This window comes from Flavobacterium aquatile LMG 4008 = ATCC 11947 (genome assembly GCF_000757385.1).
Lineage (GTDB): Bacteria > Bacteroidota > Bacteroidia > Flavobacteriales > Flavobacteriaceae > Flavobacterium > Flavobacterium aquatile.
Genome location: NZ_JRHH01000004.1, coordinates 83,807 through 97,351 on the forward strand (window position 1 = coordinate 83,807; position 13,545 = coordinate 97,351).

The 13,545-nt window shown below is 30.5% G+C and carries 13 protein-coding genes; 7 read left to right on the top strand and 6 right to left on the bottom strand.

Annotation, left to right across the window (positions count from 1 at the left end):
* From LG45_RS10275 to LG45_RS10285, 3 genes are all read right to left on the bottom strand, one after another.
* Positions 1-1,062 carry a hypothetical protein gene (locus LG45_RS10275; RefSeq protein ID WP_035126898.1) on the bottom strand — a complete coding sequence of 354 codons (1,062 nt, stop codon included), beginning with the start codon at positions 1,060-1,062 and terminating at the stop codon, positions 1-3.
* Between the two features lie 6 nt (positions 1,063-1,068).
* A complete protein-coding gene (locus tag LG45_RS10280; protein WP_035126900.1) occupies positions 1,069-1,644 on the bottom strand; it encodes a hypothetical protein in 576 nt (191 codons plus the stop codon).
* 479 nt (positions 1,645-2,123) lie between these two features.
* Positions 2,124-2,873, bottom strand: coding sequence for a hypothetical protein (locus LG45_RS10285; protein WP_035126902.1), 750 nt, complete (start codon positions 2,871-2,873; stop codon positions 2,124-2,126).
* 449 nt (positions 2,874-3,322) lie between these two features.
* On the opposite strand from LG45_RS10285, the gene LG45_RS16285 reads away from it, so the two are divergent.
* Positions 3,323-3,532 (top strand): hypothetical protein, encoded by a 210-nt coding sequence (locus LG45_RS16285; protein ID WP_081932069.1) that lies wholly within the window; start codon positions 3,323-3,325, stop codon positions 3,530-3,532.
* A gap of 691 nt (positions 3,533-4,223) precedes the next feature.
* Here the strand turns inward: LG45_RS16285 and LG45_RS10290 are convergent.
* Entirely contained in the window at positions 4,224-5,477 is a 1,254-nt protein-coding gene (locus tag LG45_RS10290; RefSeq protein WP_035126903.1) for a S41 family peptidase, read from the bottom strand.
* A gap of 215 nt (positions 5,478-5,692) precedes the next feature.
* Here LG45_RS10290 and LG45_RS10295 point away from each other — a divergent pair, with 215 nt between their 5' ends.
* Positions 5,693-6,817: a sensor histidine kinase gene (locus tag LG45_RS10295; protein ID WP_035126905.1), complete on the top strand. Its 1,125-nt coding sequence runs from the start codon at positions 5,693-5,695 to the stop codon at positions 6,815-6,817.
* The gene (locus LG45_RS10300) at positions 6,814-7,521 is read left to right on the top strand and encodes a LytR/AlgR family response regulator transcription factor (RefSeq protein ID WP_035126907.1); all 708 of its coding nucleotides are present in this window, start codon (positions 6,814-6,816) and stop codon (positions 7,519-7,521) included. The genes LG45_RS10295 and LG45_RS10300 overlap by 4 nt, the downstream gene beginning before the upstream one ends.
* 124 nt (positions 7,522-7,645) lie before the next feature.
* Here LG45_RS10300 and LG45_RS10305 read toward each other — a convergent pair whose 3' ends face one another.
* Together LG45_RS10305 and LG45_RS10310 are read right to left on the bottom strand one after the other, a co-directional pair.
* Positions 7,646-8,368 carry a LytR/AlgR family response regulator transcription factor gene (locus LG45_RS10305; protein ID WP_035126908.1) on the bottom strand — a complete coding sequence of 241 codons (723 nt, stop codon included), beginning with the start codon at positions 8,366-8,368 and terminating at the stop codon, positions 7,646-7,648.
* Positions 8,344-9,063, bottom strand: a complete 720-nt coding sequence (locus LG45_RS10310; RefSeq protein ID WP_240471870.1) for a sensor histidine kinase — start codon at positions 9,061-9,063, stop codon at positions 8,344-8,346. The genes LG45_RS10305 and LG45_RS10310 overlap by 25 nt, the downstream gene beginning before the upstream one ends.
* Positions 9,064-9,515: 452 nt before the next feature.
* Between LG45_RS10310 and LG45_RS10315 the strand changes: the two genes are divergently transcribed.
* The 4 genes from LG45_RS10315 (at position 9,516) to LG45_RS10335 (ending at position 13,544) form a co-directional block, all read left to right on the top strand.
* A complete protein-coding gene (locus tag LG45_RS10315; RefSeq protein WP_035126912.1) occupies positions 9,516-10,496 on the top strand; it encodes a DUF6268 family outer membrane beta-barrel protein in 981 nt (326 codons plus the stop codon).
* Between the two features lie 534 nt (positions 10,497-11,030).
* On the top strand, positions 11,031-12,200 hold the full coding sequence (locus LG45_RS10325) for a tyrosine-type recombinase/integrase (RefSeq protein ID WP_240471871.1): 1,170 nt from the start codon (positions 11,031-11,033) through the stop codon (positions 12,198-12,200).
* 53 nt (positions 12,201-12,253) lie between these two features.
* Positions 12,254-13,180 carry a hypothetical protein gene (locus LG45_RS10330; RefSeq protein WP_035126917.1) on the top strand — a complete coding sequence of 309 codons (927 nt, stop codon included), beginning with the start codon at positions 12,254-12,256 and terminating at the stop codon, positions 13,178-13,180.
* Between the two features lie 94 nt (positions 13,181-13,274).
* Complete coding sequence (locus LG45_RS10335; RefSeq protein ID WP_035126919.1) at positions 13,275-13,544, top strand: helix-turn-helix domain-containing protein; 270 nt, start codon at positions 13,275-13,277, stop codon at positions 13,542-13,544.
* The last annotated feature ends 1 nt before the right edge of the window (position 13,545 follow it).

Below are 13,545 nucleotides of genomic sequence, written 5' to 3' on the forward strand. Positions count from 1 at the left end.
TCAAGGTTTATTTAATTCTGTTTTTAAAGCTTCCCAATAATCACTAATTCTTTTAGCGGATGCTTGTATTTCTGCATCAGTAGTACCCGATGAAACATTTTCTAAAAGAATTTTGTCAATTAGCATTTTTCGGTAGTTTTTAAGCTTCTCTTTTTTTAAGGCTAATTTTCTGGTATCGGCAGTAATTCCTACTATTAACGGATTTTCTACTGGAACAGGATTGTCAACAGAAGGAGTTGTAATGTTTGTTGGTATTCCTTGAGTGTTAGCTATAAAATTTAGTGTTTGAGTTAACCCTGTAATTAAGGCATTTGAGGCATCAGCAGCATCATTTCTAACTCCTTTTATGGTGAAATTGTTGTTGTAGTCGCCACTTCGCATTTCGCGTTCCGGTGGATTTGATCTCAAAATCATTGCTATGTCCGAATTTCCCAAAAAGTTACCAGAAACCGTTTTATTAAATACGCTTTTCCATATTTTATCCTGTTCTTTTTGTGCAATGAAAGAAGCCAATTCATCACCCAAAATAGGGAAACGTGTGCGCTCTGTTCCGCTTTCTATTGTTTCTTTGGTTGAGGTAATTGTAGTAGCTATTTTTTTTATGTCTTCATTTTCAACTACATTGGATGGAATAAGTACGTTATAGCTTATTAATAGATTTTTTAAATCTTCAATTTTAAATGTGGCAGTGTTTAAATTGATTTCGGTCAATTCTAAGTTATTGCTTTGATAACTTGCTATGGCATCATCTTTAAGTTTTTCAATTTCTGCAATTTTATTTGAAAGCACATTTGTGTAGGCGTTTTTAACATTTTCGTCCAATGGTGCTCCCATTTTTCTGCTAGTAAATGAAAAAACTGACTTTAGAACATCTTCTGAAGGCCAATCTTTAATAAATTTTTGTAAACCTTCGATGCTACTTTCATAATTTTTTTCTTTTATAAAAGTTTTATCTTTTTCAATTATCTTATCGCGATCAGCTATTTGAACTTCAACTTTTAAGGCACTAGCACAACCGCTTAAAAGAAAAATACAAGTAAGGAGTAGTAGTATATTTTTCATGGTAGTTTAGTTTAATAGTGTTTTTGTATACTGCTCAATAACTTTTTTTATCTCATCACCCGATTTAGTTTCAATATTTTTTAAATAGAGGTCGGTGTTCAAGATAAAAGTTTGAATTTCACTATCAACCGTGCTTAATTCATCTTTGATTTCTTCAGCTTCAATTATTTTATCTTTCTGGGTCAATTGAGCCATAGAGTTAAGAATAGTTTGATTTTTCGAAATATTACCAATTTGGTCAGAGATTGCTTTAGCATTAGTAGAAAAAATTAATACAAGTTCATTGCCATTTTCATTGGTTACAGAAGTAGTGTTGAACAACTTTCCATTTACAGGTTGCGAAATTTCATTAAAATATAAATTCACCGCATCTTGATTAAAATAACCAGAAACATATCGTGAACTCGATAAGAAAGAATAGCCTTTAATTTTAACTCTATAATAGTTAGAAACAGACTTTTTACTTTTGTTATCTGTTATGCCTACTTTGTCTTTAAAATAGTGGACTTCACTAAAAGTAGAACAGGATCCCAATGACAACAACAATAGTAATGCGATTAATTGGATTAAATTTTTACTCATACATTTTCGTTTTATGTTAGTTGATTAATTTTATAATAGTCATTCTAGTTTTTATCCAAAAAACAAAATCTTAACATCTGTCTCCAAATCTAACTAGTAAACTAAATGTAAACAAGGGGAAAAACACCCTTTTTTCAATAATGGACTAAATTTTAAACGTTTGACAGATAATACAATAAGGGTAAAAATAAATAATTAATATTTGCTACATACACGTATTTTTACCTGATTTTCAAGAAAATAAAAAACTCCCAACCACAGTCCAAAAACTGCAATCAGGAGTTTAAAAATAAGCGAACATAAAAAGCATTTGGCGTATAAAACATTACAGTTCCAGTATCAGATTTAAACAAACAAACAGTCAAGTAACACAAGTTGCAAACCACAAAAAGGAAAACGAATCTGCGTAAATCCATGAAATCCGCGTGCCAAATAAAAAGACAACCGACCACTGAACACTGACCACTGACCACTAAAACCTAAACAACCTCCACAACATTCAGCACATTATATTCCTCATTACGCAAAGAATACTGCACGGCATTCACCTCTTGAAAAAACGAAATAGTCAGTAAAAAGAGTTGCAATCCAGTTCCAGTCGGCACACTCGTTGGCGTTAAGGCTAGGGTAGAAGGAGTCAAGCTAATAGGCAAGTTTACAATGTTACTATAAGCCAATTCAGATTCCTCAGTGCTAAAATCAATGGCCAAAACCGCACTCTGTAAACTCACATGCGTCGCACCTTCCGGAAATTGCAATTGCTCGGCAGTAATAAAATCCGTAATACCAAAAACACCAGTAGCAGTGTCCAAAGTAAAAGGAGCAAACAAAACACCATTCAGCGGCGCATTGGCATTAAAATCAAAACCTTTAAGCAACTGCCTGCCGCTTGGAGTAACAATACCAATTCCCACTTGGCGTAAACCTCTCGCCGAAACCGTGTCCATGTTTTTAGCACGCGACATAATTTGCAACAAACGATTAGACAACCTTCCATCTTTGGCTTTAAAAACCAAACTACCCATTGCCATACGCAATAGTTTACCCGAAGAACCACTATGTCCAAACTCGGTGTTATTCTCACGAGTACGAACATAATTTGGGTCATTCTTAATGCGTTCACCCGAAACGCCTCCTTTTTTACGAACAAAATTCTTTCCGTTTTGTTTGTAGAACGTTAAATCTTCTACCGTTCCTTCAATTTTGATCATTCCAGCTGCTTTAGCCATAACTATAAAATTTAAATTTAAAAATTCTCTTATTGAAACAGTAATTTTTGAAGCACAAACAACATAAAGTTAGAAGCAATAATCGCGAATTAGTTCCTAAGAGCTAAGGCAAATTTCAGTAAGCTAATGACTGTCAGGGGTCTAAAAATTCCGAAAATGTCTAAAAATGTCTAAAATTGCCGAAATTGCTTGTTTTTGTAATAAAAAATTATATAAATTTGTTTTAGTAACAAAAATTATTTCGAGGACAATTGCAATAAAACACGAAATAATAGTGTTATAAAAAAATAGTTACGTCATACTTACGTCATACATACGTCATACATACGTCATACATACGTCATACATACGTCATACATACGTCATACATAAGCCGTACATAACTCACATACAAGCCAAGCTTACTTTAAAATAAGCTTAAAAAAAAGTACTAACTTAAATTATACGCCATGACAAGAGTGTGCATCACGCCGAATGATATTCAAATCATAACAGGAAAATCAGAAAGACAATGTCGAAACATTGTAAAAGACATTAAACTATTGTTAAAAAAAGAAAAACATCAATTAATAACAATTGATGAACTAGCAAAGTACTTAGCAATAGACAGAGAAATAATTATCAATGTGATAAATCATCCAACAAAGTTTACAAAGTAATTTTTGAATAGTTTTGCATATTGCAATTAACCAAAATAAACCCAAAGCTTTGCCGAACTGAGCGTAGCTAATCGAGAACTATAAAAAACCAATCATCTTACTCAAACCACCGTCACTTCTAGTGATTTTCTGTTTTAAAAACGCCAGTTTTTGAAACAGAAAATTGACCCGAGGCTTTTGCCGAACTGAGCGTAGCTAATCGAGAACCTATAAAAACGAATAGTAATTCTAAGTTCTCGATACATTTTCTATAAAATAGCTAGTCGCAATTTTATAGAAAACACTCGAAGTGACGGTAGAGTAAAGTAGACGTTTTTGTTGATGAGAACCCATGAAAAACATATAATCTTATTCACACCAACCTCACTTCTAGTGATTTTCTGTTTTAAAAACGCCAGTTTTTGAAACAGAAAATTGACCCGAGGCTTTTGCCGAACTGAGCGTAGCTAATCGAGAACCCATGAAAACAAATTGTATCGAGAACCCATGAAAACCATTTCATCTAATTCACACTATCGTCACTTCGAGTGATTTTGTGGAATGCAATGGAGCAAAATTGTATCGAGAACCTATGAAAACGAAAAGTTTATAACAAAAAAAACCTTTGTAAATCAATTTTTTACAAAGGTTTTTTTTGAATAGGAAGGACTTAAATCACCTAATTAGTCCATTAAAGTTAGTAGCTAAATAGTTAATTTTTACCTTCTAATTTTTGAATCATTGCTTTTGCTGATTCTAGACTTGGATCGATCTCTAAAGCTTTTTTGTATGATTTTAATGCGTTTTCGCTATCCTGATTTGCTGCATAGGCTTCACCTAAACTATCCCAAGCATTAGCATTATTTGGAAATTGTTTTGCGTTTTCTTGAAATACTATGATAGCATCATCAACAGATTTTTCTTTAAGAAAAGTATAACCAATTTTGTTTAAAATAGTCTCTTTATTTTTTAGGCCAGTTTTATTAATAGCGTCAATGTATGCATATACAAAAGCTTCTTTCTCATTTGTTTCAATAGTTGGTTGCACACCTTTTCCTTCCCAGTTTGTTTTTGTAATTGGATGAATGGATTGGATGTAAGGTACCGATATTGTAAATGCGTCGTTTAGATTAATTCGTTTTGTTCTATTTGCACCTCCTTTAGTAACTTCACCTACTACAATAGCTTTGTCTAAATGTTTTAAAGTATAGGCAAAGGCTTCTGCAGCTGAAAAAGTTTGTTTACTCGTTAAAATGTAAATTAGTTTGTTCGAGCTTCGTTTTCCATTCACATTAGCGAGCGTATACAATTGAGTTTTTGTGTCTGTTTTTCGTTCATAGAAATCACTTAATAAAACAGGTGTTTCATCAAAGAAGTAACTTGATATTAATTGCATCATACTTGGAACGCCACCGCCATTTGAACGTAAATCAATAATTATTGCATTGCTATTACTCAAAAAATTCATAGTAGCAGTAGCAGTTTCCTTGGCATACTTTACATCTGCAAACAGGCGTAAATTTAAATAGCCAATATTACCTTCCAGTATTTTTGCTTCTGTAAATCCGTAATTAATTTCTGCCATTTGCATAGCCGTTTTTTTCTCCATTTCCAATTGCTTTTCTTCAGAAACAGCCAGCTTTTCTCTTGCAATACGCTTCGGTTCAAATTGAACTTTTAGATGCAAGTCATTACTAACATGTTGCAAGTCTTCAGTTATTTTTTTAGAAAATTCGGAAGGACTTGTGATCTTCTTATACTTGTTCGAATTTACATTCTTATCCAACTCAATGATCATTTTTTTTGATAGGTCTAAATCAATGTAGGAATCCTCAAGGTTTGTTTTTATTGAAGCAATAAGATCATTCTTTTCTTTTGGTTTTAACTCGCTTTCTTGTTCTTGTGCTTTTAGGTTTTGCATGGTTACAAGTAGCATTAAAAGCATAATTTTAAAATGGGTTTTCATAATTTTTAAGTTTAATGTTTATAATTTTCAGCAAACATATTGGTAAACTAAAACGTAGTAAAGTATTTGTCATGAACGCATAGAAAATAGTCCTATACGATTTATAAGTGTACACAAATCTATTTGAAGTAATAACGAATGGCGTTTGCGCTACTTTTAAGTGAGTTGGTGTATATTGTAATGCAAGAGAAGACAATTATTATTAATTTTGAAGCATGATTACATTTCTTAAAAAGTACAAAGCCTTTATATATGGATTATTAATTCATAGGATACTGGTAGTTATTTTATTATACTTTGATTTTATTCATATTGACAATTCATCACTATTGGCAAATGCATTGAGTTTTATTTTTAGTTGGTTGCTGATATCATTGCCTATTCATTATTTTTCATTCTTAAAACAACATAAAGCCATTAGCTTGAAGTTAGTCGCATTGATTTTTATTTTTTTGATGATTATTATAAACGATGTGAACTCTAAAATAATTGACAATCCGATAACCTTTGTCGGATTTATAGGCATCGGATTGTGTTTTTTCTCCATAATAGCACCTTTGTATTTTAAGAAATATGCCTTGATAACAATTGTGTTTTACGTTTTAGCTCTAGGATATTTCTACTACATAAGAGTCTATATTGATGATTTGAACCGTTATTTCCAGCAAGAAAAAGAGATTAAAATCATCTTGATCACTCCATTTTTTGTATTGCTTTTAATTTGGTTTTACCAGCAATGGAAATGGTTGAAAACCTTGGAATCAAAAAAGGCTAAAGCAGAATTATCTTTATTGAAAAGCCAGATTAATCCGCACTTTTTTTTCAATACTTTAAATAATTTGTATGGTTTAGTATTAGAGAAATCTGATGATGCACCAAATGTTGTTTTAAAATTATCTGATATAATGCGGTATACCATTTATATGGGAAAAGAAGATGTAGTACCGTTAAAGGATGAAATAGACTATATAAAGAACTATATTGAATTGCATAAAATACGCTATCAAAAAAGGGTTGCTATTGTTTTTAATCATTCTCAAGATATGAATTGTCAAATTGCTCCTTTATTATTCATTATCCCATTAGAAAATGCATTTAAACATGGAGTAGAAAGCTTAACAGAAGATGCTTATATCCATATTAATATAAAAATTGCTACTGATGTAATTTATTTTGACATTGAAAATAACTTTGAAGCACGAAAATCTAATACAACTGTAGGTATTGGAATTGACAATTTAAGACAGCGGTTAAAATTATTATATCCTAATAAACACAAAATTGAGATTGAAATTAAAGATACTATATATAAATTAAAGCTTAAAATAGAAACAATATGATTCACTATTTAATCATAGATGATGAGCCCATAGCACATCGCATTATTGAAAACTATTGCGAAAATTTGCAACATCTGGAAAAGAAAGGAAACTGCTATAATTCCTTTGAAGCGATGCAGTTTTTAAATGAAAATGATGTTGACTTGTTATTTTTGGATATTAACATGCCTAAACTTTCTGGTTTCGATTTTTTAAAAACACTTTCCAATCCACCCAAAATAATAGTTACTACAGCCTACAAAGAATTTGCTTTAGAAGGTTATGAACTTAACATTTCTGATTATTTGCTGAAACCATTTAGTTTTGAGCGCTTTATTAAAGCAATTAACAAAACAATTGACACTACTCAAAATAAGAAAACCACAGCTACCTTTTCAACCATTGAAACGCAACCAAATGCTAATAGTTTTTTCTTAAAAGGTGATAAGAGGCATCATCAAATTCATTATGAAGATTTATTATTTATAGAAGCTTACGGACATTTTACCAAAGTGTATTTAAGGAATGAAATGATTGTTAGTCCACAAAAAATTTCAGATTTTGAAAAGTTACTCCCAAAATTAGATTTTATAAGAACTCATAAATCCTTTATAGTTGCAAAAAATAAAATCAAACAAATAGAAGGCAATAGGATCTTGATTGATGTTCATAAAATACCAATTGGACAAACCTATAAAGAAAATATTAATGGACTTTTTTTATGATTGTTATACCAATGTTCTAAAACAGAAAATTATATCGAGAACCAAGAAAAGAAAAGTAAATAAAGACAATCCGCGTAAATCCGTCACATCCGAGTCATCTGCGTTCCCATTAACCATTCACCGCTCACCTCAAATTCCTATTTAAAAAGCTATCAAGTAGTATTTGATATTTTCGCCCTACTGGAATGATTTTATCATTAATCATAGTCACCGAATGGGTTGTTGATGTCATAATTTTGTTGGTATTTAGTATATAAGACCGATGCACTTGAAGAAATATTGAAGCGTCTAATTGGGTTGCAATACCAGATAACGAACCGTAAATTATAATTGGTAATTTGACTTTTGTGCTGTACAGTTTCATGTAGTTACCTAAACTTTCTATAAAAATAATATCATCTAGAAGGGTTTCAGTCATTTGACCATTAAACTTATAATAAAGCGATTTAACTGTCGTAGTTTTTTCTTTTTTTACACCTATTCCAGAATAGTAAGTCTTGGCTTTATCGATTGCTTTGGAGAATTTTTCGAATGAAATGGGTTTCATTAAATAATCAATAACATCATTTTGATAGGCAGAAAGAGCAAAATCAGAATAAGCCGTTGTAATAATAGTAATCGGTCTGTTGGGTTGCATTTCCAGTAGTTCTACACCAGAAATTAGTGGCATATTGACATCTAAAAAGATGATATCATACTTGTTTTCATTGAGCATTTTTAGCGCCTCTTTACCATTGTAAGCGCTTCCACAATTTTCCAGATCATCCATTTTATCAATATGTGATGCCAATGCTTTGTGGGCTGGTGACTCATCGTCAATGATTAGGCAACGGTAGGTAAGTCCCATATATTTAATTTTATGGTGAAAATATCTTTTTGTTTCTCACATTGTAGCTCATGTTTTAGTCCATAAACTTCCAATCGTCGTTTGAGGTTTTCAATTCCAATTCCGGTGCTTGATAGTCGCGAGCCAGCTTCGAGAAAGTTATTCTTTAACGAAAAAGATAATTTTCTGTTCTTTATTTTTAAATCTAAAATAATAAATGGTTTTTCGGTTTCAGCAGAAAATTTTACAGCATTCTCTACTAAAGGTAAAAAGAATAGAGGCGGAATTTCGATAGCATCAAATGAACCTTCATAGTTTTCTTTAATACTAAGGCGTTCGTTTCTAAACGTATAGTATTCGATGTACTTTTTAACAAAATCTATTTCATCATTTAAGGCTACCAAATCTTTTTTCGTTGCTTCAATTTGATACCGCAGCATATCCGAAATGTTCAAGATTCGATCTGGCAATTTGTCTGGTTCGGCTAAGGATTCTCCGTACAAATTGTTCATGGCATTGAGCAGAAAATGCGGATTGAGTTGTTGTTTTAAAAAGGAAAGTTCCGATTTGAAATTGATGATTTCTTTGTCGGTTTGTGAAACTTTCTTAGTTATTATGATATGCAAGAAATAAAATACAATTCCGTTTACAACTAATGATAAAATTGATAATGTTCTAAATTTTCCGAGGCCAACATAAGGGAAAAACCAACTCATGAAAAAATAAAATAGTGTCCAATAAACTAGTAGAAGCAAAAAGAAAATCTTAAACTTTTTTTCAAATAAAAACGGTTTAATTATAAACACATTAAAAACAGTTATCCAAATAATACACGGAAAATAACCTAAAGCTATCTTTTGTAAAATATAGGATAAGTTGTGGCCTTCCAATTTTACTTCATCATAAACACAAACAAGAATGATTCCGAATATAACAACGTTTATGATGAGGTTTCTAAGAAAGAAGTTTTGATATATTTTTAGGATTTTCATAACGACAAAAATAGTCTAATATTATAATTTTTAATTGTTTGAAGTACAAAATTATGTGAACGCCATTGGTATAAATGATAAGCCGTTAGTGTAATTATCGTATTGAGATGTGAAAATCTAAATTACATTTGCTTTCAAATTCAGATAGTAATAAACCTCAAATTCTATATTGATATATGAAAGTAAAAATCATTTCGGCACTATTAATTGGTACTTCTTTACAGTTATTAGCACAAGATAAAGAAACTACAATGAAAACTTTTGGTAAAGCGATCACCGATAAGTTTCCTACTACTCGAATTTTTGATGTGCAATACGAGCAATTGGCTGCAACAAATTTCGATTCGAAACTTTTTGATGAAACGCTTGCTGAAGGTAGCGTTTATGAGCACAACCGATTGAAATTTGCTTTTAATATGCCTTTCTATAGATCGCAATCCAAGCGATTTATCTTAACCAGTTCGTTACGCTATAAATATGAATCGTATGATTTTGGGCCAACCTTCAGCACCAATCCAGAGGCACCTTTTTCTAATGGTAAACAAGATTTTCATTATTTTGCCGGAGCATTAAGCGCCACTTATATGTCGACATTATTTAAAAAGCCAGTAATTTATAATGCCACAGCAACTGTTGAAGCCAACCATGAAAATTTTCAACGTCTTAAGGGATTTGTTTCTGCCAATATTGTACTGAAAAAAAATGCCAATACAACAATAACGGTAGGAGCTTTGGTAATTTTAGATCCATCGTCTATAGTACCAATTACACCACTTTTTACTTACAATCATAAATTTAAAAATTCGAAATGGGATATTGATTTTATACTTCCACAACGTCTTTTGTTTAGAAGAGAACTGTTAGAAAATGGTAGAATTTCTTTTGGTACAGAATTAAATTCAGAAAATTATTACCTCAATTTAAATACATCAAGATTAAACGGAATTTATGAGTTGAATCAGTTAGAGTTGAAATCGGGATTGACCTACGAATATCATATTACTTCTAAAATCATCGTAATGTTTAAGGTTGGAGCCAATACCATAGTAAACACCAGAATTACAGAAAGAGGCGAGCGAACCAATAACTACGTTTATGATCAAAAAGATGAGATGCAAGGCTATTTTAAAGTTGGAATATCCTACAATCCGTTTTAGAATTATTTTTTAAAGAATTAAAATAGTAATGATTATGATAGAAGTTTTTAAAACTAATGTTCAAATGATATCCGATTCAATTCATATTATTGACATTATGAACAGGCTATTTCCAAACTATACAGTCAATTTTGATTTAGAAGACTGTGACAAAATATTGCGAGTAGAAGGCGACACTGTAGCCACCAAAAGTATTGTTGATTGCCTTAATCATCTTGGCTATGTATGTGTAGTATTAGAATAATTAAAAAAGCCCACAAATACTTAGATTTATGGGCTTTTCGATTACTTTGAAAAGTAATTTGTGGAGTCGCCGAGTATTAAAATAGTTATATCTTATTATATGTTAATAACTAAAATTAGCACTTAAACCTTTGTAAATAAAGTATTTCATATATTTGTTATGAATCTATAAATATAGATAGATATAACATAATTGTCAACGATATTGTCAACTGTATGACTTACACCTTTAATCTTAAAGAACCGAAATCTGAATCAGAAACACTTATATTATTTTCTTGCTACTTCAAAATGCAAGGGAAGAAATTTGTTTACTCCACTGGAGAAAAGATTAATCCTAAACACTGGGATTTTCAAAATAGATTTGTTTTTACTTCTGGTAAAAATAAATCTAAATTCTCTGAAAGTATAAAGTCACAATTAAATCGTTATTCAGATCTTTTTTTAGAAACTGAAAGTATGTATAAAAGAATTGGAGAAGAATTCACTACTGAAGTTTTAAAAAAAGCTTTTGATGGAGGTTTTAAAAAAGCTTTAGCTGGCGTAAATACTTTTTACAAATGTTATGATGAATTTACTTCGGAAAAAATCAAAGGTAAAGAATGGGCAACTTCCACAATAAAACGATATCAAAACATCAAAAATCTCCTGATTAAGTTTGAAGTTGCAAAGAAGTATAAACTCACTTTTACTAGTATAAACGAGAATTTTCATCGAGAATTTACAGCCTACTGCATGGATGATCTAATGCATATTAATAATACTTACTCTAGAAATTTAGGTTTGCTTAAAACTTTTCTGCTTTGGGCGAAGAAAAAAAAGTATACTTATAATGAAGCATTTATTGACTTTAAAAAAGTAGAAAGGGTTGTAACAAATCAGATCGCATTAACTATTGAGGATTTAAAAATAATATTACAACACGAGTTTGATAGTAAAAAGCTGGAAAAGGTCAGAGACGTTTTTGTTTTTGCATGCGTTACTGGAATGAGATTTGGTGAACTTTCACTTATTACTAAAAGTAATATTGTCAATGGTCATATCATTCTTAAAGAGGAGAAAGATCAAAATAAAGAGGCTAGGGAGATACCATTAACGAAAATAGCTGGTGATCTTCTAACAAAATATGAATATAAACTTCCATTGATTGCAAATCAAAAACAAAATGATTACCTAAAAGAAGTTTTCAAAGAGCTGGGTTATACTCAAATTGTTCAAAAAGTTACAACTAAAGGAAAAGAAAACATAAAGGTTGAAATGCCTTTTTATGATAGAATTTCTACTCATACTGCTAGAAGAACATTTATTACAATGATGAAACTTAATAATAAAAGTGAAAAATTAATAGCTTCAATTACAGGTCACAAAGATATGAGAACCCTAAATCAATACTATCAAATTAGTGAACCTGAAAAAAAGATTGCGATGGACGAAGTGTTTAACATTGAGACACAAGAATAATTTTTTGTTGAAGCACAAATAAAAAACTACCATTTTTAACTAATTTAACTATTATGGGTAAATTTACTGGTCGTAAAAAAAATAAAAATGGACATCAATTGAAAGAAGAAATTAATCAAGATATTATTCTATGTTATAAATCCGCAATACAAGGTGCTTTTCGGAATATTACATATGAGTATGATGCACATGGATCAAGAAATGTTTTATTTGCTTATGACCATATTGATTTATTTAGTCAAAGAATTAAAAATTTTGAAGATTATAAGTTACTTATTTTAAAATCCAACATTTATGTTTTTAATGAAATGACAATTAGTTTAGTGAGATCTATTTATAAATTTTTCCTGGCAATTGATTTATACAGTGAAAACAATGAGGATAGCCTTGAACATATAAAATCAAATTATCATAATATTAATGTAGCATTAAAAATTCTATCTCAATTTGATTTAGAACTTACTAAGATAAAAAATGTAGATGCAGCGGAAGCCACTCGAAGATATTGCCTTAATCTTTTAAAAGAGGCAGAGTATTTTATAAGTAATAATTTTTTTGTAAACATAAATAATTCACCATTAAATAAGTCTATTAAAAAGTTAAGAAAAAAATTTGAAAAATTAAAGCTAAAAAATAATACGCAAAATTTTATTGATAATGGTTCAACGGATTTAGTTACAGCAAAAGCTTCAAAAGTCCAAGATAAATGGTATGCTTTACTATATAAAATATTGCTAGAAATCAAGAAGAAAGATCCGCCTAAAAATAATGATGGTGAACTTATTAAAATTCAAATTATGGAAATAGGTGCCTTGATGGGAGGTAAAACAGGTCAACAATTTTATGTGAGTTTTAAATCAATTTATAAAAGTGATTATGTAATTATAAAAAAAACTTACGGAAATGACTGGAAGAATTTTATTATTAGCCTCTCAGAAAACAATAGTGAAATTATAGACTTTTTGAACAAAATTGAATAGTTAAAATACTTTATGATAGTGTAAGATATATATCTGAAAAATATCTCTAAAAATATCTCGCAAAATTTGCCTCTAATTTAAATCTCATTGAATTATGCAAAATCCTTTTGAAATCTTAGAAAGTAAGTTAAGCAATATTGAAAACTTACTACTCCAGCTTCGGGAAAAACCTATTGAAGCGGAAAACAAACTGCTTTCTGTGAAAGAAATAGCAAAATTGTCTGGCGTGTCGGAATTAACAGTTAGAAACTGGATTAGTGACGGTAAAGTAAAGGCAAAAAGAATTGGTAGAAGAATGTTCATTGAGCAATCTCAATTCATTAGTGGTCTCGAAGAAGTTAAGTCTTTAAAATACAAACGTTAAT

What these genes read in the sequence shown, in the direction of transcription:
- LG45_RS10275 (WP_035126898.1), bottom strand. Translation starts at nt 1,062, where the DNA reads ATGAAAAATATACTACTACTCCTTACTTGTATTTTTCTTTTAAGCGGT.
- LG45_RS10280 (WP_035126900.1), bottom strand. Translation starts at nt 1,644, where the DNA reads ATGAGTAAAAATTTAATCCAATTAATCGCATTACTATTGTTGTTGTCA.
- LG45_RS10285 (WP_035126902.1), bottom strand. Translation starts at nt 2,873, where the DNA reads ATGGCTAAAGCAGCTGGAATGATCAAAATTGAAGGAACGGTAGAAGAT.
- LG45_RS16285 (WP_081932069.1), top strand. Translation starts at nt 3,323, where the DNA reads ATGACAAGAGTGTGCATCACGCCGAATGATATTCAAATCATAACAGGA.
- LG45_RS10290 (WP_035126903.1), bottom strand. Translation starts at nt 5,477, where the DNA reads ATGAAAACCCATTTTAAAATTATGCTTTTAATGCTACTTGTAACCATG.
- LG45_RS10295 (WP_035126905.1), top strand. Translation starts at nt 5,693, where the DNA reads ATGATTACATTTCTTAAAAAGTACAAAGCCTTTATATATGGATTATTA.
- LG45_RS10300 (WP_035126907.1), top strand. Translation starts at nt 6,814, where the DNA reads ATGATTCACTATTTAATCATAGATGATGAGCCCATAGCACATCGCATT.
- LG45_RS10305 (WP_035126908.1), bottom strand. Translation starts at nt 8,368, where the DNA reads ATGGGACTTACCTACCGTTGCCTAATCATTGACGATGAGTCACCAGCC.
- LG45_RS10310 (WP_240471870.1), bottom strand. Translation starts at nt 9,063, where the DNA reads ATGAGTTGGTTTTTCCCTTATGTTGGCCTCGGAAAATTTAGAACATTA.
- LG45_RS10315 (WP_035126912.1), top strand. Translation starts at nt 9,516, where the DNA reads ATGAAAGTAAAAATCATTTCGGCACTATTAATTGGTACTTCTTTACAG.
- LG45_RS10325 (WP_240471871.1), top strand. Translation starts at nt 11,031, where the DNA reads ATGCAAGGGAAGAAATTTGTTTACTCCACTGGAGAAAAGATTAATCCT.
- LG45_RS10330 (WP_035126917.1), top strand. Translation starts at nt 12,254, where the DNA reads ATGGGTAAATTTACTGGTCGTAAAAAAAATAAAAATGGACATCAATTG.
- LG45_RS10335 (WP_035126919.1), top strand. Translation starts at nt 13,275, where the DNA reads ATGCAAAATCCTTTTGAAATCTTAGAAAGTAAGTTAAGCAATATTGAA.